This is a genomic window from Chryseobacillus diguaensis, from assembly GCF_049220665.1.
Taxonomy (GTDB): domain Bacteria; phylum Bacillota; class Bacilli; order Bacillales; family Bacillaceae; genus Metabacillus_B.
In genome coordinates, this window is record NZ_JBMKNV010000001.1 from 328,611 (window position 1) to 354,909 (window position 26,299).

The window sequence follows — 26,299 nt, forward strand, 5'->3', positions numbered from 1 at the left end:
TATCATACTATTATTATATTAATATTGTCAAAAAATTTCGCGAAATTTCTCGAAAAATATTTTTTGAAATAATAAACCTAATTTCATTTCGTGGTTCTGTAGCATAGAAGAGGGCATTTACAGTCAAGCGAATACAGTTCTTTTCGATATAGTCAGCTTTTTTATTTTTTTAAAATAAGTTATGGTGCTATTTTTTAGAAACTCCAAAAAAAGATGCCGTTTTCTCACGGCATCTTTCACTGTCTTAATTTTTCTTTAAACTTTTAACGAGATCTTCGTCAGGAGTTACATAAACGGTCTGCTGCTGGTCATAAATCACATACCCTGGTTTCGACCCATTAGGTTTTTTGACATGCCGTACTAATGTGTAATCTACCGGAACAGATCCGGAATTTCTGGCTTTGCTAAAATAGGCAGATAGATTGGCAGCCTCAAGGATCGTTTTTTCACTTGGCGTTTTGCTCCTGATTACGACATGAGAGCCAGGAATATCCTTTGTATGAAGCCAAACATCATCTCTTGCTGCAGCTTTTGTTGTCAGGTATTCGTTCTGCTTATTATTTTTCCCTACCCATATTTCAGTTCCGTCCCGAGCTTCATACTTTTCCAAAAGAGGGGGCTGGTTCTTTTTCTTCTTTTGCTGTTTGCTTTGACGTTTTTTCAGGTAGCCTCCATCGGTTAATTCTTCTCTTATTTCCTCAATATCTCTTGGTGAGGCCGTTTCAAGCTGCTGCAGCAGCCCATCAAAATAATCGATTTCGAGACTGGCAAGGCGAATTTGTTCCTCTACAAAAGCAACCGATTTTTTTGCTTTTTGATATTTGCTGAAGTAACTTTGGGCATTTTCAGATGGCGTCTTTTGAGGATGAAGGGGAATCTCTATTTCTGGCTGTTCCTCATCATAGTAATTAAGAACAATTGCTTTTTCATCTCCCTTTTTTAAAGTAAAAAGATTTGCTGTTAAAAGCTCCCCGTACAGCTTAAATACTTCTGCGTTTTCCGCATCTTTAAGGGATAATTCAAGTTTTTTAATTTTTGATTTATTTTTCTTAAGCTCGTTCCCGATAAACCTTTCAAGATCATTTCCCTGCTGTTTAACCCTGTCACGGTCAGCTTTTCCAAAATAAAAACGGTCTAGCAATTGACTTAAGGACTCGCAGAATTTCCTTTCTCCCTTTAAATGGGTTAAGTCCATCATGTAAAATGAATCTTTTTTTTCACCTTTAATAATGGTCGGTTGAAGATCCGCTGATTGAATGGATGAAACAAATTCTGAAAATGCCTTTGGAAGTGATATTCTATTGGCCATTCCAGCCCTATGGATCACCTCTTTAGCAGCTAGCGGAGAAAAACCCATGAAATTCTGAACAATTTGCTGGTCAAGCTTGCCTGCCATAAAATCAATCTTGCGGCTCACATCCTCTTCAGTGCTTATAAAAGGATTTAGCTTTTCCTGAGATGGCGGATAAATATATTCGTGCCCAGGCAAAACGGTTCTGTAGCTGTTAACCGACGGAGGAAGATGTTTGACGCTGTCCAATATGATGTTTTTTTCTTTATCTATCAGAATAATATTTGAATGTTTTCCCATTATTTCTACGATTAATTGTTTATACGTAACGTCTCCTAATTCGTTTCTTCCTCTGATATGAAATACAATAATCCGTTCCATTCCTGATTGTTCAATTTTGTCAATGACTCCGCCTTCAATGTGTTTTCTGAGCAGCATACAAAACATCGGCGGTTCACTTGGGTTTTCATAGCTTTCCTCCGTTAAGTGAATACGGGAATAACTTGGATGCGCTGAAATGAGCAATTTATGATTTTTCCCCATCGCCCTGATCGATAGTATTAATTCATTTTTATATGGCTGATGTATCCTTGTTATTTTACCGTTCTCAAGCTTTTCTTTTAATTCTTTTGACATTGTATATGTGAACAAACCATCGAATGACATGACGTTATACACCTTCTCTATCTTTTTGAGCGTTATTGGTACGATACCGATTAAGCAGGCATCACTAATAATCATAGCATTTTTTTGGACGAGTCTGAATAAGTTGACTTTAGAAAGAGGGAGAAACCAAAAATCGGGGCAAGGGGTGTAGATGATTTCATGAAATGGCATGAGATGGGATCCCAGGATGTCATAAACGCATTAAATACTAGCCATGAGACAGGGCTGACTGAAAAGGAGGCACAAAACAGACAAGCCCAAATTGGCTTTAATGAATTAAAAGAAGCGGAAAAAACGCCGGCCATCCTCATTTTTTTAGCTCAATTTAAGGATTTTATGGTTCTGGTACTGCTTGGTGCGACACTCATCTCCGGATTTCTTGGAGAATATATTGATGCTGTAGCTATTGTAGCGATCATATTATTGAACGGAATCATGGGATTTATTCAAGAAAGGAAAGCTGAGAAATCCCTTCAGGCGTTAAAGGAATTATCAGCACCGCAAGTGACTTGTCTAAGAGAAGGAGAATGGGTCCGCATTCCTTCAAAGGAACTTGTTCCTGGAGATTATATAAAATTTACGAGCGGTGATAGAATCGGTGCAGATCTCAGGCTGGTTGAAACCAAAAGCCTTGAAATGGAAGAGTCCGCATTAACAGGAGAATCGCTTCCTGTTCAGAAAACTTCAGACAAGATTAATAAAGATGGGGCTGGACTTGGCGATCTTGTGAATATGGCCTTTATGGGCACTCTTGTAACGAGAGGTTCAGGAACTGGTATTGTCGTAGCTACAGGAATGAAAACAGCAATGGGCAGAATAGCGGATCTTTTGCAATCGGCTGAGACAATGATTACACCTCTCCAAAGAAGGCTTGAACAGCTTGGGAAGATATTAATCATTGTTGCGCTGCTATTGACTGTTCTTGTTGTAACGGTTGGAGTCTGGCATGGACAAGAGCTGTACAACATGTTTCTTGCTGGGGTTTCCCTTGCTGTAGCTGCTATTCCTGAAGGTCTGCCGGCCATTGTAACCGTGGCTTTATCCCTTGGAGTACAGCGTATGATTAAGCAGCATTCTATAGTCAGAAAGCTTCCTGCAGTAGAAACTCTCGGTTGTGCATCAGTCATTTGTTCCGATAAGACAGGAACCCTTACACAGAATAAAATGACTGTAACAGATATTTGGGCTGGGGGTAAGGCGTGGAAAGTAAGCGGAACAGGATTTGATATTAGAGGGGAATTTTCCCTAAAGGAAAAAGCGGTATCTCCCAGAAATGATAAAACGCTGCAGCAAATCCTTACTTTCGGAATGTTTTGCAATACAGCGGAATTTACTGAAAAAGACGGGGAAACAAGGCTTGATGGAGACCCTACAGAAGGAGCTTTGCTTGTTGCCGCTATGAAAGCGGGGCTGACAAGAGATTCTTTAAGGAACAGCTTTACTGTTGTAGAAGAATTTCCATTTGATTCAACACGAAAAATGATGAGTGTCATTATAGAAGACAAGGCAGGAAAAAGGTTTGTTGTTACAAAAGGAGCACCTGATGTTCTGATGAACATCTCTAAACAGGTATTATGGGAGGAGCGCCAGGAACAGCTGACTTCGTCTCATGAAAAAAGAATTTACGAAGCGATTGAGAATATGGCATCTAAAGCTCTGAGAACGATCGCCGTAGCTTTTAAGCCAATCGTGAACCATAAAATTCAAAATCAGCAAGATGCTGAAAAAGATCTAGTTTTCGTCGGGCTGCAGGGTATGATTGATCCGCCGCGGCCGGAAGTCAAACAGGCCATCAAGGAATGCCGGGATGCCGGAATCAAAACGGTCATGATTACGGGAGATCACGTGGCAACTGCCAAAGCCATTGCCAAACAGCTGAACTTGCTCCCTGCCAATGGAAAAGTAATGGATGGCAAAAAACTCTCTGCCATGTCAGTCGAAGAGCTTGAGACAGTGGTGGATGACATTTATGTATTTGCCAGAGTATCACCTGAGCACAAGCTGAAAATTGTAAAAGCGTTTCAAAAGAAAGGTCATATCGTTGCCATGACAGGAGATGGAGTCAATGACGCTCCTGCTATAAAAGCTGCAGACATAGGTATTTCTATGGGGATTACTGGTACAGATGTAGCAAAAGAAGCTTCAGCACTTGTCCTTGTTGATGATAATTTTGCCACAATTAAATCGGCTATTAAAGAAGGAAGAAATATTTATGAAAATATAAGGAAGTTTATCAGGTACCTGCTTGCTTCAAATGTTGGGGAAATATTAGTTATGCTTTTTGCTATGCTCCTTGGTCTTCCGCTTCCGCTTATACCTATCCAAATCCTTTGGGTAAATCTAGTAACTGATGGATTGCCTGCTATGGCGCTTGGATTGGATCAGCCGGAAGGAGATTTGATGAGCAGAAAGCCAAGACATCCAAAAGAAGGCGTGTTTGCAAGAAGTCTTGGATGGAAGGTTATATCACGCGGATTTTTAATAGGATCCGTTACCCTTGCAGCGTTTATGTTCATCTATTACAAAAATCCTGAAAATCTGGCCTACGCCCAGACCATTGCTTTTGCTACCCTTGTTATGGCACAGCTGATTCACGTATTTGACTGCAGAAGCGAGAGGTCTATTTTTGATAGAAATCCGTTTGGGAATATCTATTTGATCGGAGCCGTCCTTTCATCAATCTTTTTAATGCTTATTGTTATCTATTACCCGCCGCTCCAGCCGGTGTTTAAAACGATTGCGATTGAACCCCGTGACTGGATGCTGATCCTTGGCATGGCTTCACTGCCTACATTTTTACTGGCAGGTTCACTTTTAACAAGAAAAAGATCTTAAGATATGATATAATTCACAAGGTAATAGAGTCATCTATTACCTTTTCTATTCTTTTGACATACATTAACGGGTGTGATGAGGAATGCTTAAAAGCATGACAGGGTATGGAAGAGCTGTTCTGACCCTTGGAAATAATAAGGCAGCGGTTGAATTAAAATCGGTTAACCACCGATTTTTTGAAGTCAGCATGAAAATTCCTAGACAATTGATGCCGATTGAGGATAAAATCAAAAAAGTGATTTCTGACTATGTCCAAAGAGGACGGGTAGAAGCATACATATCTGTGGATGGCGAGCCCCTAAGCTCGAAATTCATTAAAATTGATTGGAATCTGATGGATCAATATGTTGAATCCATTCAAATGATGAAAGATAGATACGGCCTTAATGACTCCATTAGCCTGACAGAGCTCCTTAGGCTGGAACAGGCATTCGACTTAAAAGAAGAAGCTTCCAGAAATGATGAAAAAGAAAGCTTGATCTTACAGGCAGTGAAGCAGGCAGCTGAAAACCTTCTTGAAATGAGAAGAAAAGAGGGCAGCCATTTGTCTGAAGATTTTACAAACCGGCTGTCAGAGCTTGAAAAACAGCTGACGGCCATCGAAGAATATGCTCCTCAAGTACTTGAAGCCTATCGCAGGCGCCTTAGCCAGCGGGTCGCAGAATTTACAGAGGGAAATTATGATGAAGGAAGAATACTGACCGAAGCAGCGGTTTTTGCTGATAAAGCAGATATTTCTGAAGAAGTTCTCCGTATAAAAAGCCATATTGCACAATTCCGCGATGCAATGCTTGATGAAGAGCCAGTAGGCAGGAAGCTTGATTTTCTTGTTCAGGAATTGAACAGGGAGGCTAATACAATTGGCTCCAAAGCAAATGACAGCAAGATTTCCTCAATCGTTGTTCATTCAAAAAGCCTTATCGAAAAATTGAAAGAGCAGGTTCAAAATATCGAATAAGAGCCATGTTTGTTTAGCTTCATTTCTTTAAGGCTAAAATAGAGTTGTTCATTATTTAGGGGGAGCTTCATACATGAGTATTAAATTAATTAATATTGGCTTTGGGAATATTGTTTCAGCTAACCGGATTATCTCGATTGTCAGTCCTGAATCAGCTCCGATCAAACGGATTATCCAGGATGCAAGGGATAGAGGAATGCTGATTGATGCTACATACGGACGGAGAACTAGAGCTGTTGTGATTATGGACAGCGATCATATCATACTTTCTGCTGTGCAGCCTGAAACTGTAGCGCACAGGCTTTCAAATAAAGAAGAGTTAACGGATGAAGGGTAGGTTTTAACGCAATTATGATTGAAAGAGGCTTGCTGATTGTCCTTTCTGGTCCCTCCGGAGTTGGCAAAGGAACTGTGAGGAAAGAAATTTTTTCTCAAGAAGATACAAATTTTGAATACTCTATTTCCGTTACAACGAGAAAACCCCGTGCAGGCGAAGTAGATGGAATAGACTATTTTTTCCGTACAAGAGAAGAATTCGAAGAGATGATTGCGAATAATCAGCTCCTTGAATGGGCTGAATTCGTAGGAAACTACTATGGAACGCCTGTTGACTATGTAGAAAAAACGCTGAGCGAAGGCAAGGATGTTTTTCTCGAAATTGAAGTTCAGGGAGCGGTGCAGGTAAGAAATGCTTTTCCTGAAGGGCTGTTCATTTTCCTCATGCCGCCAAGTTTATCTGAACTAAAAAACCGCATTGTAACACGGGGAACGGAAACCATTGAAATCATTGAAAATCGCATGAAGGCGGCAAAAGAGGAAATTTTTCTGATGGATGCCTACGATTATGTGGTTGAAAATGATCATGTTGAAAAAGCTTGCGAGCGGATTAAGGCTATTGTGGTTGCAGAGCATTGCCGAAGAGAGCGCATCGCTTTAAGATATAAAAAAATGCTGGAGGTTGACTAACTTTATGCTGGATCCATCAATTGATTCATTAATGAAAAAATTAGATTCTAAATACACACTTGTATCTGTTGCTTCTAAAAGAGCGCGTGAGATGCAGAATAAACATGACCAACAAATTGTGAAACCTAAGTCACATAAGTTTGTCGGTAAAGCTCTGGAAGAAATTGAAGCTGGTCTGCTTACTTTTGAATCAGGGGAAGAAGAATAAGTGATGAAATAACAGCCTGAAAAGAGGTTGTTATTTTTTATTTACCGCGATCACGATGAAAAAAGTGATTTTTATGAAATAACAAGAGCTCATTACTTGAATTTTTACACGTGCTGCTATCAAAATAGCATTTAGCAAACACTATTAATGGCCATTTCTCAGAGAGAGTAAGCATTTTCATATTCAATATAATCAATTAGCCGTTTTTTTGAGGAAATTTATGAATCAAGCAGGGGGGAACTTCACATGCTTCAGGGAAAAAAAATCTTATTATGTGTTTCTGGCGGAATTGCTGTATATAAAGCTGCCGCATTAACCAGCAAACTTTCACAGGCTGGACATGAAGTGAAAGTCATTATGAGCAGATCAGCAATGGAATTTGTCGCTCCTTTGACTTTTCAGACACTTTCCAGAAATGATGTTTATTTTGATACATTTGATGAAAAAAATTCAAAAGTCATTGCCCATATCGACTTAGCTGACTGGGCTGACCTCATTTTGGTGGCGCCTGCAACAGCGAACATCATCGGCAAAATGGCGAACGGCATTGCCGATAACATGCTGACGACAACGCTGCTTGCAGCAACAGCGCCAGTATGGATTGCTCCTGCGATGAATGTGCACATGTATGATCATCCTGCAGTGAAGAAAAATATTCAGACTCTCCATGAATACGGCTATCAATTTATAGAGCCAAGTGAAGGTTTTCTTGCCTGCGGCTATGTGGGCAAAGGCAGACTGGAAGAACCTGAAAAGATTGTTCAGCTTATTTCTTCTTTTTTTCAAAAGGAGAAAGATGCGTCTTTACAAGGAATAAACGTTTTAGTTACCGCTGGTCCAACGATTGAAAAACTCGACCCTGTCAGGTATTTTTCGAATAAATCTACTGGTAAAATGGGCTATGCAATAGCGGAAGAAGCTGTGCATATGGGAGCAAAGGTAACACTTGTTTCAGGTCCTTCCCATTTGCCTGTTCCTTATGGTGTTGAGGTTATAAAAGTAGAGACAGCTGAAGAGATGTTTCAGGCAGTAACTGATCGATATGATGAGCAGGATCTGGTAATCAAATCAGCTGCAGTAGCAGATTATCGCCCTGCTGAAATATATGGGCACAAAGTAAAAAAACAGGACGGGCCATTATCTGTTGAAATGGAGCGGACGAAAGACATTTTAAAGGAACTTGGAAAGAGAAAGACAAACCAGGTGCTAGTGGGATTTGCGGCAGAAACGGAAAATGTTGCCGAATATGCAAAGAGTAAGCTTCAGGCTAAAAACCTCGATATGATCGTTTCCAATAATGTCAATATGGAAGGCTCTGGGTTTGGGACAGATACAAACCGTGTTGCCTTCCACTTTAAAGATGGCTCTGTTATGGAGCTGCCAATGCTTTCAAAAAAAGAAGTAGCAAAAGAAATTTTACTGAAAGCGGAGCATCTTCTAAAGGAGTGATTGTGCGTGAGCATTGCCAGTATTATTGTTGATGTCCCAGCTATGCAGACGGATCGTCCTTTTGATTATAAAATACCGGAGAAATGGGAGGAGGTTGTCAAACCGGGAATGAGAGTTGTTGTGCCTTTTGGACCTAGAAAGGTTCAGGGATTCGTTCTCGAAATTAAGGAACATTCCGAGCATAACCGCCTGAAATCCATAGCTGAATTATTCGATTTAACTCCTTCATTGACTCCTGAACTTCTTCACCTGGGAAATTGGTTGACGGAAAAAACATTGTGTTTTAAGGTATCAGCTTTTCAGGCGATGCTTCCTGCCGCTTTGAAAGCGAAATACGAGAAAATCATCCGTTTGACAGAATCCTGCATAAAGGAAGATCTGCCTGAAATTCTTAAAAGCACCTTTGTCAGCAATGATCAAATCGACTGGAAAGAGGCGGAACAGAGGGGGATTTTTAAAGCTGTTCAAAAGGAAATAGAAAAAGGGACACTTGAGCTGATCTATCAAGTTTCACAAAAAGGGAAACAAAAAAAAGCGAGATACCTTGCTTGGAATGGTTCAGCTTCAGAACTTCAGGAAGCGATCGAAAATATTCCTCCGAATGCGGGCAAGCAAAAAGCCGTGCTGGAATGTTTTTTAGAAAATACAGAAAAACGTTATACGAGTAAAGAGCTGGTCCTTCTTACGGGATCCTCTGATGCTGTAATACGGACTCTTGTTAATAAAGGTTTACTCAAGGAAACCTACATAGAAATTTACCGGGATCCATATGCAGACAGGGAATTCAGGAAAACTTCTCCTTTGGAATTAACAGATGAGCAGACTGCTGCTATCGGGCCGATTTTAAACAGTGTTGAGGAGAACAGGCATGAGGTTTTCTTAATGTATGGGGTTACTGGCAGCGGTAAAACGGAAGTATACCTCCAGTCTATTGAACAAGTGCTTAACAAAGGGAAGGAAGCTATTGTCCTTGTTCCGGAAATTTCTCTGACCCCCCAGATGGTAAACCGTTTCAAAGGCAGATTCGGATCACTGGTTGCAGTCCTCCACAGCGGGCTGTCCATAGGAGAAAAATATGATGAATGGCGAAAGATTCAGCGAAAAGAAGTAAAGCTTGTTGTTGGTGCGCGTTCAGCTGTTTTTGCTCCATTTGAAAATCTGGGTATGATTATTATTGATGAAGAACATGAAACGAGCTATAAGCAAGAGGAGAATCCCCGCTACCATGCAAGAGATGCCGCTATTTACAGGGCAGAAAAGCATCAATGCCCTGTCGTTTTAGGGAGTGCTACCCCATCTCTTGAATCATTCGCCAGGGCTCAAAAAGGAGTTTATACCCTTCTGCCACTGGCAGAGCGCGTGAATAAACGGGCTCTTCCAAATGTTGAATTGGTTGATATGAGAGAAGAGCTGAGAAGCGGCAATAGAAGCATGTTTTCTGTAAGTCTGCTGGAAAAGCTAAAAAACAGGCTTGAGAAAGGGCATCAGACGGTTCTTTTCCTAAACAAACGGGGGTACTCTTCATTTGTCATGTGCAGAGATTGCGGATATGTTATTCAATGTCCGCATTGTGACATTTCCCTTACCTATCACAGAAAAGGCCAAGCCATGAAGTGTCATTATTGCGGATATGATCAATTAGCGCCAAATTCATGTCCTGAGTGCAAAAGTGAACATATCCGCTTTTTTGGAACGGGGACCCAGAGAGTGGAAGAGGAACTGACAAATGTCCTTCCTGAAGCAAGGGTGCTTCGGATGGATGTGGACACTACTTCCAGAAAAGGAGCGCATGAAAAGCTTCTGACTAGTTTCGGAAATGGAGAAGCAGATATTCTGCTTGGAACGCAGATGATCGCTAAAGGGCTTGATTTTCCAAATGTAACGCTTGTTGGGGTGCTGGCTGCAGATACGATGCTGCATCTTCCTGATTTCAGAGCGGCTGAAAAAACCTTTCAGCTATTAACACAGGTAAGCGGGAGAGCGGGAAGGCACGAGCTATCCGGTGAAGTTGTGATCCAGACCTATACGCCAGGCCATTACAGCATTGAGCTGACAAAACAGCACGATTATCAAGCTTTTTATCAAACGGAAATGATGAATCGCAAGCTGCATTCCTACCCGCCGTTTTATTACCTTGCTGTGATCAATGTTTCTCATCCTGAGCTGACTAAAACGGTTTCTGTTACCGAAAAAATTGTCCATTACCTGAACGGGTCTCTTGGAAAGGATACGATGATCCTTGGACCTGTCTCCTCGCCGATTCCAAGGATCAACAATAGATACAGGTATCAATGCATGATAAAATACAAACGGGAAAAAAATTTATACAGTACATTAAAACAAATAATTGACCGGTTTCAGCAGGAAATGCAGCAGGATGATCTGCTGATCTCCATCGATCTGAACCCGCAAAATATGATGTAGCGCTTAAATTCAACGTAGAGAGAAGGGATAAAAAATGGCAAAATTACCAATTGTCATGCATCCTGCAGATGTTTTGGAAAAGCCTTGTGAAAAGGTATCAGCATTTGATAAGGAACTCATTAAGCTTTTAAAAGACATGCACGAGACAATGCTCGAAGCAGATGGAGTCGGACTTGCAGCGCCGCAGGTCGGCATATCGAAAAGGGTTGCGGTTGTTGACATAGGAGACGAGTTTGGAAGAATTGAACTGATTAATCCGAAAATTATAGAGAAGCGGGGAGAGCAAACCGGGCCAGAAGGGTGTCTGAGTTTCCCCGGCCTTTACGGGGAAGTCAAAAGAGCGGATTATGTGAAGGTACATGCCTACAATCGAAGAGGAAAGCCTTTTACAATCGAAGCGGATGAATTCTTGGCGCGAGCGCTTCAGCACGAAATTGATCACTTGGATGGGATCCTTTTTACCTCAAAAGTGCTGAGATATTATGAAAATGATGAATTGGAAGAAGTGGAAGGGTGAATCAGATGACTAGAATTGTTTTTATGGGAACACCAGATTTCTCAGTGCCTGTTTTAAGACGCCTTATTGATGAAGGATACAATGTAGCTGGTGTCGTAACACAGCCTGACAGACCAAAAGGAAGAAAAAAAGAGCTGACACCTCCACCTGTAAAAGTGGAAGCAGAAAAACACAGCATCCCTGTTATTCAGCCTGAAAAAGTGAAGGATCCAAAAGATTTGGAGCAAGTGCTCGCTCTTAAACCCGATTTAATTGTGACGGCTGCATTCGGGCAAATTCTTCCTAAAGCACTGCTTGATGCGCCTAAACACGGCTGTGTTAATGTTCATGCTTCCCTTCTTCCTGAATTAAGAGGGGGAGCTCCCATTCACTATTCCATCATTCAAGGAAAATCAAAAACAGGCATTACGATTATGTACATGGCTGAAAAACTTGATGCCGGAGATATTTTAACTCAAACAGAGGTTCAAATTGAAGAAAACGATGATGTTGGTTCCTTGCATGATAAATTGAGCAGTGCAGGAGCCGATCTTCTTTCAGAAACCCTGCCAAAGCTACTTAAAGGGGAATTAAAGCCTGTCAAACAGGATGAGTCGAAAGCATCGTTTGCATACAATATAAAGCGGGAGCAAGAGGAAATCGACTGGAAAAAATCCGGCGAAGAAATCTATAACCATATCAGGGGTTTAAGGCCATGGCCTGTCGCTTACACTGTATTAAACGGACAGAATATTAAAATATGGCGCGGAGAAAAAATGGAAAGTGCCCATCCTGCAGCACCTGGAACCATTATTGGCGCAGACAGTGACGGATTTGTGGTAGCAACAGGCTCAAGGATTGCTATTAAAGTAACAGAGCTTCAGCCTGCAGGGAAGAAAAAAATGACCGGCGAGGTTTTTTTAAGAGGAACACAGCTCTCTCCGGGAACAAAGTTGGGAGTATAGATGAATAATAAACCGAATGTTCGTGAGATCGCAGCAGAAGCCCTCCTGACAGTTGAAAAAAACCAGGCGTACAGCAATCTGCTTTTAAACTCATTGATTCAAAAATACAAGCTCGAAGAAAAAGATATTCCGCTTCTAACTGAACTTGTATACGGGACATTGCAAAGAAAAGAAACATTGGACTTCTACCTTGCTCCATTTATCAAAAAGGCCAGTAAGTTAGAGCTGTGGGTGCGGATTTTATTAAGGCTTTCTGTTTACCAGATGGTCTATCTTGACAGAGTGCCTGACAGAGCAGTGGTGCATGAGGCAGTAGAAATTGCAAAAAGGAAAGGCCACCAGGGAATTTCGTCCTTGGTTAACGGGATCCTGCGATCGATTCAAAGAGAAGGCGTTCCTTCTATAGAAGAAATTGCTGATCCTATTGAAAAGCTCGCTTTATCAACAAGCCACCCTGTCTGGATGGTTAGGAAATGGACAGAGCAATATGGCATGGAAAGCACAGCAAAAATGTGCGAAATGAATTTGCAGCCTCCAAAACAGACAGCCAGAGTCAACTCTTCCAAAACTTCAGTTGATGAAATGCTCGGCAAATTGGAGGAAGAAGGCTTTCAGGCCAGAAAAGGCGATCTTTCTATTGATGCCATCAGAATGGAAAAAGGGACACTTACAAAAAGTTCTCTATATAAAGAAGGATTACTGACAGTGCAGGATGAAAGCTCCATGCTTGTAGGACGGGCATTAGGTGTAGAGAAAGGTGACATTGTACTGGATGCTTGTTCTGCCCCTGGAGGCAAAACATCGCACATTCTGGAATTGCTCAATCATACAGGAGAAGTCACTTCCCTAGATCTGCATAAACATAAAGTGAATCTTGTCAAAGAACAGGCAGAGAGACTTCGATTTGCTAATTTGAATGTCATGGCGCTTGATGCCAGAAAAGCTGGTGATGAATTTTCAGAGGAATCATTTGACCGGATCTTGGTGGATGCTCCATGCTCGGGTTTCGGAGTCATCCGAAGAAAGCCTGATTTGAAATATGCGAAATCACTCCAGGATATCCAAAAACTGGCTGAAATTCAATTAGAAATTCTGCGGTCCGTTTCGCCTTTATTAAAAAAAGGTGGTACACTGGTATATAGTACGTGTACAATTGACTGGGAAGAAAATAGCGAGATCACTGAGAAATTCTTAGAACAGCATTCTGATTTTGAATTAGATCAAACATTGCCCGGACGGCTGCCGGAAATGGCGAGGAAATATGCTGAAAATGGACAGCTTCAACTGCTTCCTCATTATTTTGGAACGGACGGATTTTATATTACTAGCTTTAAAAGGAAGGTGTAACCTTGAATCAAACTGAAAAAACAAGAACCAAAAAAGCCATAGCCCCTGAAAAACCATCCATCTACTCACTGGAACTGCACGAATTGAAAGAGTGGGTCGAACAAAAAGGCGAGAAAGGCTTCAGGGCAGGACAGATTTTTGACTGGCTTTATATTAAACGTGCAGCCTCTTTTGAAGAGATGACAAATCTATCAAAAGAACTGCGCCAGCTGCTGGATAAAGAGTTTGTGATGACAACACTGAAGACGCTCATACAGCAGACATCAAGTGATGGCACAATCAAATTCCTCTTTGAGCTTCATGACGGCTATTCCATCGAAACCGTTTTGATGCGTCATGAGTACGGAAATTCTATCTGTGTCACTACTCAGGTAGGGTGCCGGATCGGCTGTACTTTCTGTGCCTCAACCTTAGGAGGATTAAAAAGGAATCTGGAAGCAGGAGAAATCGTATCGCAAGTCGTAAAAGTACAGCAAGCGCTTGATAAAACGGATGAGCGGGTTAGTTCAGTCGTAATCATGGGAATCGGGGAGCCGTTCGACAACTTCGATGAAATGCTGTCATTCCTTAAGATTATTAACCATGATAAAGGGCTAAATATCGGAGCACGCCATATTACTGTTTCAACCAGCGGAATCATTCCTAAAATCTATCAGTTTGCAGATGAAAAAATGCAAATTAATTTTGCTATCTCATTGCATGCGCCAAATAATGAAATCAGAAGCAGGCTAATGCCGATTAATAAAGCTTACAAGCTGCCTGATTTAATGGAAGCTGTCCGCTACTATATTGAGAAAACCGGACGAAGAATCAGCTTTGAATATGGTCTGTTCGGCGGCGTAAATGATCAGGTTGAGCATGCTGAAGAGCTGGCTGACTTAATCAAAGATCTAAAATGCCATGTCAATCTAATACCTGTTAACTATGTGCCGGAAAGAGACTACGTGCGTACACCCAAAGAGCAAATTTTCCGCTTCGAAAAAACCTTAAAAGACCGCGGCATAAATGTAACAATCCGCCGTGAACAAGGCCATGATATTGACGCTGCATGCGGCCAGCTTAGAGCCAAGGAGCGTAAAGAAGAGACGAGGTGACGCTTGTGAAAACAGCTTTTTTAACAGACAGGGGAAAAGTTAGATCACATAATGAAGACTGTGTCGGTGTATTCATCAATAATGCCGGTGCAGTTTTAGCTATTATTGCAGATGGTATGGGAGGTCATCTTGCTGGCGATGTTGCCAGTGAGATGACCGTTTCAGCCTTTAAAAAGCTTTGGAGTGAAACGGGAGATTTCCCAACACCTGATACAGCAGAAAACTGGCTGAGAGAACAGATCCGCACTGTGAATAAAATGATTTTTGAACACGCTCTCACACACCCGGAATGCCAGGGTATGGGAACTACTTTTGTTGGAGCAATATGCACGGGGAATTTTGCAACAATCGGCCATATTGGTGACAGCAGATGCTACCTCTATAATAGCGATGGTTTTAAACAGCTGACAAATGATCATTCTCTTGTACATGAACTCGTTAGGTCAGGACAAATTTCAAAAGAGGATGCGGAGAATCACCCAAGAAAAAATGTTCTTCTAAGAGCGCTTGGTACAGAAAGTGATGTACAAATGGATGCCAGATCAATTTGCGTGGAAAATTCTGATGTTATTCTTCTTTGTTCAGACGGACTGTCAAATAAATTAAGCGATCCTGAGCTTCAGAATATTTTAGTGGAAAATCATTCACTTGAAGATATGGCTGAGAACCTAATTGTGCTTGCTAATGAAAACGGAGGAGAAGACAATATCTCTGTTGCCCTCGTTCAATTGCCGCCAGAACCAAAAGAGGGTGATGAGGCTTGTTAATCGGTAAGAGAATCAACGGCCGCTACCGGGTCCTTGAAGTAGTAGGCGGAGGCGGAATGGCCAACGTTTATCTTGCTAAAGATATGATTCTTGAACGGGAAGTTGCATTAAAGGTGCTGAGATTTGATTTTGCCAATGACGAGGATTTTATCAGACGCTTCAGAAGAGAAGCTCAATCTGCTACAAGCCTTGCACATCCCAATATAGTCAGCATTTATGATGTTGGCGAAGAAGACAGCATTTATTACATAGTGATGGAGTACGTGGAAGGTACAACATTAAAACAATACATACAGCAGCATGGGCCATTGCACCCGAGGGAAGCATTAAACATTATGGAACAGGTGGTCTCAGCCATTGCCTGTGCCCATGAAAACCAAATTGTTCACAGGGATATTAAGCCTCACAATATCCTGATTGACCCGCATGGAAACGTAAAAGTAACAGACTTTGGCATAGCCATGGCTCTCAGTTCCACAACCATTACGCATACCAACTCTGTTCTTGGCTCTGTTCATTATCTTTCACCTGAACAGGCGAGAGGCGGTCTTGCTACAAAAAAATCAGATGTTTATTCACTGGGGATTGTCCTTTTTGAGCTATTAACAGGAAGGGTTCCTTTTGATGGGGAATCTGCGGTTTCGATCGCTTTAAAGCATCTCCAGTCTGAAACACCTTCTGCAAGAAGATGGAATCATAATATTCCGCAAAGTGTGGAAAATATTATCCTCAAAGCAATGGCTAAGGATCCTTTTAACCGTTTTGAATCAGCAGAAGAAATGGAAGAGGATATACGTACTGCTTTTAATCCCGGAAGATTAAACGAACCGAGATACAGTATTCCTAATGATGGCGAAGAAGCGACAAAAGCTATCCCAATTATTACCGACCCGCTGATTACAAATGAAAAAGGCGATACCATTGTCCATAAATTCCAGCCGTTTCCGCAGAATGGAGCAGCGGAAGCAAAGGATGCAAAACCGGAGAAAAAGAAGAAAAAGCGCAACAAATTTGCAACGTTTATCGTCGTTATGTTTATTATTCTAGTTCTGGCAGCTGTTGCAGCATTTACGGTTGTTCCGTCTCTTATGACACCTGGAGATAAAAAGGTGCCTGACGTGAAAGGGAAAGAATATGCAGAAGCTGCAAATTTGCTGCTCGAATCTGGATTTAAAGTGAAAGATCCCGAGAGCATTTCAAGCGATGATATACCTGAAGGCAAAGTTGTAAAAACCGACCCGCAATCCGGTGAATATGAAAAAGACGGAGCCGCTATCACAATCTATCAAAGCACAGGAAAACAAAAAACACCGATGGAAGATTACAGCGGCCAGAATATTGATACCGTTCAAGCGCTTCTCGAAAAGAAAGATTTCAAAAAAATTAAAGTTACGGAAGTTTACGACGATCAGGTTGAGGGAACAATTATCGAGCAAAATCCTTCTTCGGGAACTCTTGTAATACCTGAAGATGATGAAATTACATTTACAGTCAGCAAGGGGCCAGAAAAGATTAAACTGAAGGATCTCGCTGGCTATTCAAGAGAGGCTGTTTACTCTTACCGTGAGGATGCAAAATTCAGTCTAAAGGAAAGCGAAAAGTATTCAGATACTGTTCCGAAAGATCAAATTATTTCCCAAAGTCCAAAGGCGGGAGCCATGCTTGAACAGGGAGATCAAGTTGAAGTTGTATTTTCTCTTGGCCCTGAAGAAAAACCTGTCAAAACGGTCAAGAAAGACGTTGAAATTCCTTACGAGCCTGTTAATTGGGGCGAAGATGTAACGGTGCAAATAGCCATTAATGATGAGGGACATTCCATCGATCAAACGTATGCAACTTATGTGATCAATCAGCCTGAAACAAAAAAAATTGAGTTTAAAATTGCTCCAGGCAGCAGTGCTTACTACCAGATTGTCAGCAATAACAAAGTGCTGAAGAGCGAATCAATTCCTTATCCCGAATAGAATTTTAAAGGAGGGCATGTATGCCACAAGGCAAAATTATTAAAGCTCTAAGCGGTTTCTATTATGTACTCGACAACTCAGAATTAATACAGTGCAGGGGACGCGGCGTCTTCAGGAAAAATAAAGTAACCCCCCTTGTAGGGGATGAGGTAATCTATCAGGCAGAGAATCATAAAGAAGGCTATATACTAGATGTGCTCGAACGGAAAAATGAGCTGGTGCGGCCTCCTATCTCTAATGTTGATCAGGCGATTCTTGTGTTTTCTGCAGTGGAACCTGCATTCAGCACACTGCTGCTTGACCGATTTTTAGTATTAATTGAAGCAAATGATATTAAGCCTGTCATCTGCATCAGTAAAATGGACTTGATTCCAAACGACGCTCTCCGGCTTGAGATTCTGCAATTTGCGAGGGATTACGAAACCATGGGCTATGAGGTTTTGCTGACTTCCACAGCGACCAAGAATGGAATTGAAAGCTTAACACCTCTCTTAGACAACAAGATATCTGTGTTTGCAGGACAGTCAGGAGTGGGAAAATCCTCGCTTTTGAACGCTTTAATGCCTGAACTTGAATTGAAAACAAGCGTTATTTCCAGCCACTTAGGGAGAGGCAAGCATACGACAAGGCATGTTGAGCTTATTCCTGCGGGCGATGGACTTGTTGCTGATACTCCTGGATTCAGTTCACTTGATTTTACGGAAATTGAAGCAGAGGAACTCACCTATTGCTTTCCTGAGATGAAGGAGCTGTCGCAAGACTGTAAATTCAGAGGCTGCACACACGTTTCAGAACCAAAATGTGCTGTAAAAGACGCTGTTCAAAAGGGCAGCATTCCAAAATACCGTTATGAGCACTATTTGAGTTTTCTTGCTGAAATTAAAGACAGAAAACCAAGGTATTAATAGTAAAGCTCTGTTAAAGCTGAAGGTTGATTTTGGCACCATGTTGATTGGAACGGATACGCGAAACTCCTGCTTAGAAAAGCGGATCAAGGGAGTGCCTGCTTGCTGAAATCAACAGCCAAAGTTTACAGAGCCAACAGTAAAGAAAATGGATGTTCATAAATCCTGAAACATATTTTTTGCCCAAATGTCTAATGCTAGTTAGTATTGGAGGGGTTCATATGTATTCTGAAAAAGAAAAAGCTGTCATAGAGCAGGCTATCATTTCAGCGATTGCCTACAGCTCGGATGGGGATGAGATTGAACAATACACCAATCTTTTAAATAGGTTCAGAAACGAGAATGCCCAAATAGATGGCTTTCGATATGATTACGATGATTCATCTTACTGACCAAGGAGATTCTCCTTGGTTTTTCAGGTAGGCAGCATAACGGTTTAAAAGAACAATTTTCAAATGGGTATGCATAGAGTAATAAGAAAATGAGGGAATGAAATGAAAACAATCTGTATTGTTGCGGGAGGGCCGAAAAATCTGCTTCCTGATTTAAATGCCTACCGCGAGGAAAATACACTGTGGGCAGGAGTCGATAGAGGAGTTGTTTATCTTGCCGAAAAAGACTTGGAGATCGAACAGGCTATAGGTGATTTTGATTCTATCAGTTCACAGGAAAGAGAATGGCTTGAGTCAACCGTGAAAGACTTATCCATTTACCCGTCGGAAAAAGACAAAACAGATACTGACCTGGCACTGGATTGGGCTATCGATCAAAAACCTGATAAAATCCTTTTGTTTGGTGCAACTGGCGGCAGATTGGATCATTTATATGCCAACATCTTTTTGCTGATGAGACAATTTCAAACAGGCATCCCCCTGACGTTAATTGATATACATAATGAAATGGAACTCTTTCAGCCGGGCAGCTATACAGCAGAAAAAAAGGAGCAATTCCCTTACCTTTCCTTCATTCCTTTTTCAAGTGACGTTGCTAAACTGACGCTTGAAGGATTCAAATATCCATTGCATAATCGCCATATTCCTTTTGGCTCAACACTATGTGTCAGCAATGAACTTATTCTTTCAAAAGGTACTTTTTCATTTGAGAGTGGCATATTAATGATGATAAGAAGCCGTGATGATTCTCCGCTTCTTTAAGAAAGCCACAATACTTCGGAGGCGCTGACACAGTTATTGAAGCGGAAAAAGCCATTCCGAGTTTAATGATTGAAGGGTTGAGGAGGGGGAAATATGAAGTTTTATACGATTAAACTGCCTAAATTCCTTGGTGGCATCATTCGGGCTATGCTTGGCTCATTTAAAAAGGATTAAAGGGGGTACGGCCCTGAAGCCTATCTTGGCTTTCGGGTAGTGCCCCTTTTTCCTGTTTCTTATTACTCCAGCATTTCTTATTCAATTATGCTTTGCCATGAAAAAAACACCGTGCTATTTGCAGGGTGTTTTTTTAAAATAGCATATTGTTATGCTAAAGGTATTATACGCGTTCAACTTTACCGGATTTCAAAGCGCGAGCGGAAACATATACGCGTTTTGGTTTACCGTTCACAAGGATGCGAACCTTTTGAAGGTTAGCTCCCCAAGTACGTTTAGTAGCGTTCATTGCGTGAGAACGTGCATTTCCAGAACGGCTTTTTTTACCAGTGATTACACATTTACGTGCCATTGTATTCCCTCCTAACCATGCAAAACCTTGGTCTCGAGTCAAGCTTCACAATTTCTAAAAAACGGTGCTGTTTATTTAAAATGTGTGCTATTCTCTGCCTATTTTTTCATACTAACATTCACTGTTCGTGTGAGATACTTTAATAATTTATCATAACTGACAGGGTATTGCAACAATTCTTTTCTATGCTTTCAAGAATTTTACCTTGACAGGGATAATTCCTTCGTGTTCTATAATAATAGGAATAAGCAAACTGCCTAAGTCCGGTATGGCTTTTAAATTAACTGTCCATATAGTACAATTGCTATAGTTTCTTTAGTTTTAGTAAATAAGGGGGAACCAGCATGTCCATTGAATTATCAACAAAGTACGGTCAAATTGATATATCAAACGATGTCATTGCCACAGTTGCGGGCGGAGCTGCAATTGACTGTTATGGCATTGTTGGAATGGCTTCCAAAAATCAGATTAAAGATGGCATTACAGATATTCTTAGAAAAGAAAATTTCAGCAGGGGTATTATCGTGCGGCAGGAGGAAGATCGTATTCATATCGATATGTTTATTATTGTCAGCTACGGAACAAAGATATCAGAAGTAGCAAACAATGTCCAAAACAAAGTGAAATACATACTTGATCATACAGTTGGATTATCTGTCGACTCCGTTAATATTTTTGTGCAGGGAGTTCGTGTAGCGAACCCGTAGTTAGGAGGAAATTCTATTGTCTATTACAACATTGGATGGAAAGCGCTTTGCAGAAATGGTCACTCAAGGAGCAAGTTTATTATCTACTAATGCAAAGGTAGTTGACGCATTAAACGTTTTTCCGGTTCCAGATGGTGATACCGGAACGAATATGAACCTTTCAATGACATCTGGCGCAAGAGAAGTGCAAAATAATGTTCAGGCTCACATCGGAAAGGTCGGTATAGCTTTATCCAGAGGGCTTTTAATGGGTGCCAGAGGCAACTCTGGAGTCATTCTTTCCCAGTTGTTCAGAGGCTTTGCAAAATCAGTGGAAGCGAAAGATTCAATCAGCAGCCAGGATTTTGCAAATGCGCTTCAGGCAGGTGTTGATACAGCATATAAGGCAGTAATGAAGCCCGTAGAAGGGACAATTCTGACCGTTGCCAAAGATGCAGCGAAAAAAGCTGTTTCCGCAGCAAAGGATGAAGATGACCTTGTAAAGCTGATGTCAGCTGTTGTTGAAGAAGCAAAAGCTTCGCTTGCTAGGACCCCTGATCTGCTTCCTGTTTTAAAGGAAGTGGGAGTAGTTGACAGCGGCGGCCAGGGTCTTGTATTCGTATATGAAGGTTTTCTTGCTGAATTAAAGGGAGAAAAAGTTTCAGGAACTCCTTCAATCCCTTCTATGACGGACCTTGTGAGCGCCGAACATCATAAGAGTGCGCAAAGCCATATAAATACAGAAGATATTGAATTCGGCTATTGTACTGAATTTATGGTGAGATTTGAAGAAGGGAAGAAGCCTTTTTCAGAAGAGAAGTTCAGGCAGGAACTTAGTAAACACGGGGATTCTTTACTCGTTGTTTCAGACGAAGACCTTGTGAAGGTGCATATTCATGCCGAATACCCTGGAGACGTTCTATCATACGGCCAGAAATATGGCAGTTTAATCAATATGAAAATTGAAAATATGCGTCAGCAGCATACAAGTATTGTAGGAGAATCACGAAAGCCTGCAAGTACCCAAGAAAAGAAAAAAGAAAAGCAAAAGTTTGGCATTATTACTGTTACAATGGGAAAAGGAATAGGAGAGCTGTTCCGGAGCATTGGAGCTGATGCTGTGATAGAAGGCGGACAAACAATGAATCCGAGCACTGAGGACATTGTTTCTTCCATTCAGAAAGTGAACGCTGAAAATATCATTATTCTGCCAAATAACTCTAATATCGTTATGGCAGCCAGACAGGCAGCATCAGTTGTTGAAGAAAATGTCATTGTTGTTCCTTCAAAAACAGTACCTCAGGGAATGGCCGCCCTTCTTGCCTTCAACTCAGAAGATTCTGCAGAGAAAATAGAGAAAACAATGAACGAAGCTCTTAAAAATGTGAAATCAGGGCAAGTAACATATGCTGTGAGAGATACTCAAATTGACGGGCTCGAGATTTCCAAAAATGACTTCATGGGCATCTCTGAAGGAAAAATCGTTGTGAAGGACAAAAAGCAGCTGGAAGCTGCTAAAAGACTTCTTGCAGAGATGATTTCAGAGGACGATGATATTTTGACCGTTCTTTGCGGAGAGGATGCATCTGAGGAAGAATCCAGCAATCTCATCAGCTTTGTCGAAGAAAAATTTCCCGATATTGAGATTGAAGTTCATCAAGGAGAACAACCCCTTTACTCGTATATTTTTTCAATAGAATAAGATACATAAATAGAAGGGAATTCTCCCTTCTATTTCTTTTTATTCTGTCATTTCTCAAATGGAAGGAAAATCTGTTAAAATGAGTTACGATAAACTGTTTTATAATAGCTTCTAAATCGTTTGTTTTCAACATTTCAGAAGTTATTATATAGAGTCTCCTATGAGTAAAAGCACAACGAGGAGAACTGGACAGTAAGGCAGTTAAGGGGGAGAGGACAAAGTCATGAAATACAGAAGTGTTTTTGATATTATCGGGCCTGTCATGATTGGCCCATCAAGTTCTCATACAGCAGGAGCTGCGAGAATCGGCCGTGTGGCAAGAAGCCTTTTTGGAAGAGAACCAAAGTGGGCAACAATCTCTTTTTACGGCTCCTTTGCAAAAACGTATAAAGGCCACGGCACAGATGTGGCCATTGTTGGCGGCTTGCTTGATTTTGATACATTTGATGAGCAGATTAAAATCTCCCTAAAGCTTGCAGACGAAAAAGGAATGAAAGTTACGTTCCTTGAAGAGGACGCGCTGACAGATCATCCTAACACAGCACGCGTTATTATTGGAGATGATCAAGGGCAATTGGAGCTTGTCGGAATTTCAATCGGCGGCGGTAAAATTGAAATAACGGAACTGAATGGGTTTGAACTGAAGCTTTCCGGCAGCCATCCAGCCATTCTGATTATGCATAATGATCGATTCGGGTCTATTGCAGCTGTTGCGAACGTTTTGGCCAAACATGAAATAAATATTGGACATATGGAAGTATCAAGAAAAGAAGTTGGCAAACTTGCTTTAATGACAATTGAGGTAGACCAGAACATTGAAACACCGGTCATTGAAGAACTGAAAACGCTGCCAAATATATTGCAGGTTACAAAAATAGCCGATTAAAGTATGGGAAAAAGGAGGCTCGTGCCATGTTTCGTAATGTAGCTGAGCTTGTTGAATTGGCCGAAAGCCAAAATATAAAAATTTCCGAAGTCATGATTCGCCAAGAGATGAAGGTTAGAGGGAAAACGAGAGAAGAAGTCATTTCTGTGATGGATCAAAATCTCACTGTTATGGAAGAAGCTATCGAGAAAGGCCTCAAGGGTGTTCACTCTCTTTCTGGCCTGACGGGCGGAGATGCAGTGCTGATGCAGGAATATATTAAGAAGGGCAATTTTCTTTCTGGAGAAACGGTTTTAGATGCAGTAAGCAAAGCGGTCGCAACCAATGAAGTAAATGCTGCGATGGGAACCATTTGTGCCACTCCTACAGCAGGATCAGCCGGGGTCGTTCCTGGAACATTATTTGCGGTTCAAAAAAAGCTGAATCCTTCAAGAGAAGAAATGATTGAGTTTTTGTTTACAGCAGGGGCTTTAGGCTTTGTTGTAGCAAATAACGCGTCTATCTCAGGAGCTGCTGGAGGGTGCCAGGCTGAAGTCGGTTCCGCCAGCGGAATGGCTGCAGGGGCTATTGTTGAAATGGCAGGGGGTACTCCAAGTCAATCCGCTGAAGCAATGGCCATAACATTGAAAAACATGCTTGGTCTCGTCTGTGATCCGGTTGCAGGACTTGTAGAAGTGCCATGTGTAAAAAGAAACGCTATGGGAGCAGCAAATGCAATGGTTGCTGCAGATATGGCGCTAGCTGGAATCACAAGCCGAATCCCTTGTGACGAAGTTATTGATGCCATGTTCAAAATAGGGCAGTCTATGCCTTCTTCTTTAAGAGAAACTGCACAAGGAGGTCTGGCGGCTACTCCAACAGCTCGTGAACTGGAAGCAAAGATCTTTGGGGTATCGCTTAATAACAGTGGTGAGTAGATTATTAGATAGCGTTGATGCCATTAAAGGAATTGGTGAGGAATCAGCTGCCCTTTTAAGAGATATGGGGATACGGACTGTAGGCGATCTTCTGGAATATTTTCCGTACCGCTATGATGATTTCAAGTTAAGAGATCTTGCAGAAGTAAAGCATGACGAGAGAGTCACTGTAGAAGGGAAGGTTCATAGTGAACCTTCTCTTGCCTATTTTGGAAAAAATCGATCCCGTTTAACAGTAAGGCTATTAGTTGGGAATTATTTGATTTCAGCTGTTTTTTTTAATCGTCCTTTTTATAAAAAACAGCTGAATATAAATGATATTATTACCGTTTCTGGAAAATGGGACAAACACAGGCAGACAGTCAGTGTACAGGAAGTGACGTTTGGTCCTCACAAATCAAATCAGGACCTGGAACCTGTTTATTCTGTTAAAGGGAATATGACTGTTAAAAACATGAGAAAATTTGTGAACTTGGCGCTTAAAGGCTACTTGGATGAGATCAAGGACAATCTTCCTGAAAGAATATTGGAAGAATACAAGCTGGTTTCAAGGAGAGAAGCGCTGCGGACAATTCACCTCCCGCTTGATCATGCAGAATTAAAAAAGGCGAGAAGACGATTTGTTTATGAAGAATTTCTTCTATTTCAGCTGAAAATGCAGGCATTACGGAAAATACAAAGAGAGCAGTCAAAGGGAATAGAGCACGCCTTTCAGGAAAATCGTTTAGTGGGTTTTATGGAAAGTCTTCCATTTCCCCTTACAAATGCCCAAGTTAGAGTCGTTCGTGAGATTATGGAAGATATGAAATCGCCATTTCGAATGAACAGGCTTCTTCAGGGAGATGTTGGATCCGGAAAGACGGTCGTGGCATCCATCTCTATGTATGCTGCTATTCTTTCCGGCTATCAGGCAGCTTTAATGGTGCCTACAGAAATATTGGCTGAACAGCATGCGGAATCCCTTACTAATTTATTTGAAGGTTCAGGAGTAAATGTTGCTCTTTTAACTGGTTCTGTAAAAGGGAAGAGAAGAAGAGAGCTAATTGCCCGACTTAAAGATGGAGAGATTCACATTTTAGTTGGAACACATGCCCTTATTCAGGATGATGTTAATTTTTCAAGGCTTGGTCTTGTTATTACAGATGAACAGCACCGATTTGGTGTTGAGCAAAGAAGAGTCTTAAGAGAAAAAGGAGAAAATCCGGATGTTCTCTTTATGACAGCAACACCAATCCCAAGAACTCTGGCGATAACTGTATTTGGTGAAATGGATGTATCTGTTATAGACGAACTGCCTGCAGGGAGAAAAAAAATTGAAACCTATTGGGTAAAGCATGAGATGCTCGATCGCATCCTTCAATTTATTGAAAAAGAAGTCAGGCTTGGACGGCAGGCTTATGTAATTTGCCCTCTAATAGAAGAATCGGATAAGCTGGATGTGCAGAATGCGCTTGATGTCCATGCCATTCTCCATCATCATTTCCAGGGAAAAATGCAAGTGGGACTCATGCACGGCAGACTATCAAGCGAAGAAAAAGATCATGTCATGAGAGAATTTAGTGAAAATACGGTTCAGGTTCTTGTTTCAACAACAGTTGTTGAGGTAGGAGTTAACGTGCCCAATGCTACATTGATGGTTATATACGATGCAGACCGCTTTGGATTATCCCAGCTTCATCAGCTGAGGGGACGTGTCGGCAGGGGAAGTGATCAGTCTTACTGTATCCTTATGGCCGATCCGAAGTCCGAAACAGGAAAAGAACGAATGAAAATAATGACAGAAACGAACGACGGCTTTGCTGTTTCGGAAAAAGATTTGGAACTGAGAGGACCAGGAGATTTTTTTGGCAGAAAACAAAGCGGGCTGCCGGAATTTAAAGTGGCGGATATGGTTCATGATTACAGAGCTCTTGAAACAGCAAGGAATGATGCAGCAAAGCTCGTTCATTCACGTGCTTTTTGGGAAGAAGAGCAATACGGGCCTTTAAGAAACTATCTGGAGAAAACAGGTGTGCTGGTTGGTGAAAAACTTGATTAACAGAATGAAGATTGTTCCTTGCATTACCACACTTAAGAATATATACTACTTTTAG

Annotated in this window: 24 protein-coding genes; 22 read left to right on the forward strand and 2 right to left on the reverse strand. The window is 41.3% G+C overall.

The window, feature by feature from the left end; all coding sequences use genetic code 11:
• Positions 1 to 244: 244 nt before the first annotated feature.
• Positions 245 to 1,957, reverse strand: coding sequence for an Rqc2 family fibronectin-binding protein (locus tag ACOT8F_RS01630; protein ID WP_421650027.1), 1,713 nt, complete (start codon positions 1,955 to 1,957; stop codon positions 245 to 247).
• Between the two features lie 159 nt (positions 1,958 to 2,116).
• Here ACOT8F_RS01630 and ACOT8F_RS01635 point away from each other — a divergent pair, with 159 nt between their 5' ends.
• From ACOT8F_RS01635 to spoVM, 17 genes are all read left to right on the forward strand, one after another.
• The gene (locus ACOT8F_RS01635; protein ID WP_421649805.1) at positions 2,117 to 4,792 is read left to right on the forward strand and encodes a cation-translocating P-type ATPase; all 2,676 of its coding nucleotides are present in this window, start codon (positions 2,117 to 2,119) and stop codon (positions 4,790 to 4,792) included.
• Positions 4,793 to 4,874: 82 nt separating this feature from the next.
• Positions 4,875 to 5,750, forward strand: a complete 876-nt coding sequence (locus ACOT8F_RS01640; protein WP_421649806.1) for a YicC/YloC family endoribonuclease — start codon at positions 4,875 to 4,877, stop codon at positions 5,748 to 5,750.
• 73 nt (positions 5,751 to 5,823) lie between these two features.
• Positions 5,824 to 6,087, forward strand: a complete 264-nt coding sequence (gene remA / locus ACOT8F_RS01645) for an extracellular matrix/biofilm regulator RemA (RefSeq protein ID WP_231788421.1) — start codon at positions 5,824 to 5,826, stop codon at positions 6,085 to 6,087.
• A gap of 14 nt (positions 6,088 to 6,101) precedes the next feature.
• Positions 6,102 to 6,716 (forward strand): guanylate kinase, encoded by a 615-nt coding sequence (gene gmk / locus ACOT8F_RS01650; protein ID WP_421649807.1) that lies wholly within the window; start codon positions 6,102 to 6,104, stop codon positions 6,714 to 6,716.
• 4 nt (positions 6,717 to 6,720) lie between these two features.
• On the forward strand, positions 6,721 to 6,924 hold the full coding sequence (rpoZ, locus tag ACOT8F_RS01655; RefSeq protein WP_421649808.1) for a DNA-directed RNA polymerase subunit omega: 204 nt from the start codon (positions 6,721 to 6,723) through the stop codon (positions 6,922 to 6,924).
• Between the two features lie 246 nt (positions 6,925 to 7,170).
• Positions 7,171 to 8,373: a bifunctional phosphopantothenoylcysteine decarboxylase/phosphopantothenate--cysteine ligase CoaBC gene (coaBC, locus tag ACOT8F_RS01660; protein ID WP_421649809.1), complete on the forward strand. Its 1,203-nt coding sequence runs from the start codon at positions 7,171 to 7,173 to the stop codon at positions 8,371 to 8,373.
• Between the two features lie 6 nt (positions 8,374 to 8,379).
• Positions 8,380 to 10,797 (forward strand): primosomal protein N', encoded by a 2,418-nt coding sequence (priA, locus tag ACOT8F_RS01665; RefSeq protein ID WP_421649810.1) that lies wholly within the window; start codon positions 8,380 to 8,382, stop codon positions 10,795 to 10,797.
• A gap of 34 nt (positions 10,798 to 10,831) precedes the next feature.
• Positions 10,832 to 11,314, forward strand: a complete 483-nt coding sequence (gene def, locus ACOT8F_RS01670; protein WP_421649811.1) for a peptide deformylase — start codon at positions 10,832 to 10,834, stop codon at positions 11,312 to 11,314.
• Between the two features lie 5 nt (positions 11,315 to 11,319).
• Positions 11,320 to 12,258 carry a methionyl-tRNA formyltransferase gene (gene fmt, locus ACOT8F_RS01675; protein WP_421649812.1) on the forward strand — a complete coding sequence of 313 codons (939 nt, stop codon included), beginning with the start codon at positions 11,320 to 11,322 and terminating at the stop codon, positions 12,256 to 12,258.
• A complete protein-coding gene (gene rsmB / locus ACOT8F_RS01680) occupies positions 12,259 to 13,605 on the forward strand; it encodes a 16S rRNA (cytosine(967)-C(5))-methyltransferase RsmB (RefSeq protein WP_421649813.1) in 1,347 nt (448 codons plus the stop codon).
• Positions 13,606 to 13,607: 2 nt separating this feature from the next.
• Positions 13,608 to 14,699, forward strand: coding sequence for a dual-specificity RNA methyltransferase RlmN (gene rlmN, locus ACOT8F_RS01685; RefSeq protein ID WP_421649814.1), 1,092 nt, complete (start codon positions 13,608 to 13,610; stop codon positions 14,697 to 14,699).
• Between the two features lie 5 nt (positions 14,700 to 14,704).
• Positions 14,705 to 15,466: a Stp1/IreP family PP2C-type Ser/Thr phosphatase gene (locus tag ACOT8F_RS01690; RefSeq protein WP_421649815.1), complete on the forward strand. Its 762-nt coding sequence runs from the start codon at positions 14,705 to 14,707 to the stop codon at positions 15,464 to 15,466.
• The gene (gene pknB / locus ACOT8F_RS01695; protein ID WP_421649816.1) at positions 15,460 to 17,430 is read left to right on the forward strand and encodes a Stk1 family PASTA domain-containing Ser/Thr kinase; all 1,971 of its coding nucleotides are present in this window, start codon (positions 15,460 to 15,462) and stop codon (positions 17,428 to 17,430) included. The genes ACOT8F_RS01690 and pknB overlap by 7 nt, the downstream gene beginning before the upstream one ends.
• Positions 17,431 to 17,450: 20 nt before the next feature.
• Complete coding sequence (gene rsgA, locus ACOT8F_RS01700) at positions 17,451 to 18,335, forward strand: ribosome small subunit-dependent GTPase A (protein ID WP_421649817.1); 885 nt, start codon at positions 17,451 to 17,453, stop codon at positions 18,333 to 18,335.
• 221 nt (positions 18,336 to 18,556) lie between these two features.
• The gene (locus ACOT8F_RS01705) at positions 18,557 to 18,727 is read left to right on the forward strand and encodes a hypothetical protein (RefSeq protein WP_421649818.1); all 171 of its coding nucleotides are present in this window, start codon (positions 18,557 to 18,559) and stop codon (positions 18,725 to 18,727) included.
• A gap of 102 nt (positions 18,728 to 18,829) precedes the next feature.
• A complete protein-coding gene (locus ACOT8F_RS01710) occupies positions 18,830 to 19,489 on the forward strand; it encodes a thiamine diphosphokinase (protein WP_421649819.1) in 660 nt (219 codons plus the stop codon).
• Between the two features lie 93 nt (positions 19,490 to 19,582).
• Complete coding sequence (gene spoVM / locus ACOT8F_RS01715) at positions 19,583 to 19,663, forward strand: stage V sporulation protein SpoVM (RefSeq protein ID WP_101565213.1); 81 nt, start codon at positions 19,583 to 19,585, stop codon at positions 19,661 to 19,663.
• Positions 19,664 to 19,826: 163 nt separating this feature from the next.
• Here spoVM and rpmB read toward each other — a convergent pair whose 3' ends face one another.
• Positions 19,827 to 20,015 (reverse strand): 50S ribosomal protein L28, encoded by a 189-nt coding sequence (gene rpmB / locus ACOT8F_RS01720; protein WP_224842369.1) that lies wholly within the window; start codon positions 20,013 to 20,015, stop codon positions 19,827 to 19,829.
• Between the two features lie 344 nt (positions 20,016 to 20,359).
• On the opposite strand from rpmB, the gene ACOT8F_RS01725 reads away from it, so the two are divergent.
• The 5 genes from ACOT8F_RS01725 (at position 20,360) to recG (ending at position 26,244) form a co-directional block, all read left to right on the forward strand.
• A complete protein-coding gene (locus ACOT8F_RS01725; RefSeq protein ID WP_421649820.1) occupies positions 20,360 to 20,722 on the forward strand; it encodes an Asp23/Gls24 family envelope stress response protein in 363 nt (120 codons plus the stop codon).
• 16 nt (positions 20,723 to 20,738) lie between these two features.
• Positions 20,739 to 22,403 carry a DAK2 domain-containing protein gene (locus ACOT8F_RS01730; RefSeq protein ID WP_421649821.1) on the forward strand — a complete coding sequence of 555 codons (1,665 nt, stop codon included), beginning with the start codon at positions 20,739 to 20,741 and terminating at the stop codon, positions 22,401 to 22,403.
• Positions 22,404 to 22,626: 223 nt separating this feature from the next.
• On the forward strand, positions 22,627 to 23,289 hold the full coding sequence (sdaAB, locus tag ACOT8F_RS01735) for an L-serine ammonia-lyase, iron-sulfur-dependent subunit beta (protein WP_421649822.1): 663 nt from the start codon (positions 22,627 to 22,629) through the stop codon (positions 23,287 to 23,289).
• Between the two features lie 26 nt (positions 23,290 to 23,315).
• Positions 23,316 to 24,206, forward strand: coding sequence for an L-serine ammonia-lyase, iron-sulfur-dependent, subunit alpha (gene sdaAA, locus ACOT8F_RS01740; protein ID WP_421649823.1), 891 nt, complete (start codon positions 23,316 to 23,318; stop codon positions 24,204 to 24,206).
• A complete protein-coding gene (recG, locus tag ACOT8F_RS01745; protein ID WP_421650028.1) occupies positions 24,196 to 26,244 on the forward strand; it encodes an ATP-dependent DNA helicase RecG in 2,049 nt (682 codons plus the stop codon). Before sdaAA ends, recG begins: the two co-directional genes overlap by 11 nt.
• The last annotated feature ends 55 nt before the right edge of the window (positions 26,245 to 26,299 follow it).

Bases quoted from the DNA above. Each gene is read 5' to 3' on its own strand.
- rsmB (WP_421649813.1), top strand. From the start codon at position 12,259: ATGAATAATAAACCGAATGTTCGTGAGATCGCAGCAGAAGCCCTCCTG.
- ACOT8F_RS01630 (WP_421650027.1), bottom strand. From the start codon at position 1,957: ATGTCATTCGATGGTTTGTTCACATATACAATGTCAAAAGAATTAAAA.
- sdaAB (WP_421649822.1), top strand. From the start codon at position 22,627: ATGAAATACAGAAGTGTTTTTGATATTATCGGGCCTGTCATGATTGGC.
- fmt (WP_421649812.1), top strand. From the start codon at position 11,320: ATGACTAGAATTGTTTTTATGGGAACACCAGATTTCTCAGTGCCTGTT.
- ACOT8F_RS01635 (WP_421649805.1), top strand. From the start codon at position 2,117: ATGAAATGGCATGAGATGGGATCCCAGGATGTCATAAACGCATTAAAT.
- ACOT8F_RS01710 (WP_421649819.1), top strand. From the start codon at position 18,830: ATGAAAACAATCTGTATTGTTGCGGGAGGGCCGAAAAATCTGCTTCCT.
- rpoZ (WP_421649808.1), top strand. From the start codon at position 6,721: ATGCTGGATCCATCAATTGATTCATTAATGAAAAAATTAGATTCTAAA.
- def (WP_421649811.1), top strand. From the start codon at position 10,832: ATGGCAAAATTACCAATTGTCATGCATCCTGCAGATGTTTTGGAAAAG.
- remA (WP_231788421.1), top strand. From the start codon at position 5,824: ATGAGTATTAAATTAATTAATATTGGCTTTGGGAATATTGTTTCAGCT.
- ACOT8F_RS01705 (WP_421649818.1), top strand. From the start codon at position 18,557: ATGTATTCTGAAAAAGAAAAAGCTGTCATAGAGCAGGCTATCATTTCA.
- sdaAA (WP_421649823.1), top strand. From the start codon at position 23,316: ATGTTTCGTAATGTAGCTGAGCTTGTTGAATTGGCCGAAAGCCAAAAT.
- gmk (WP_421649807.1), top strand. From the start codon at position 6,102: ATGATTGAAAGAGGCTTGCTGATTGTCCTTTCTGGTCCCTCCGGAGTT.
- coaBC (WP_421649809.1), top strand. From the start codon at position 7,171: ATGCTTCAGGGAAAAAAAATCTTATTATGTGTTTCTGGCGGAATTGCT.
- ACOT8F_RS01725 (WP_421649820.1), top strand. From the start codon at position 20,360: ATGTCCATTGAATTATCAACAAAGTACGGTCAAATTGATATATCAAAC.
- rsgA (WP_421649817.1), top strand. From the start codon at position 17,451: ATGCCACAAGGCAAAATTATTAAAGCTCTAAGCGGTTTCTATTATGTA.
- spoVM (WP_101565213.1), top strand. From the start codon at position 19,583: ATGAAGTTTTATACGATTAAACTGCCTAAATTCCTTGGTGGCATCATT.
- ACOT8F_RS01640 (WP_421649806.1), top strand. From the start codon at position 4,875: ATGCTTAAAAGCATGACAGGGTATGGAAGAGCTGTTCTGACCCTTGGA.
- rpmB (WP_224842369.1), bottom strand. From the start codon at position 20,015: ATGGCACGTAAATGTGTAATCACTGGTAAAAAAAGCCGTTCTGGAAAT.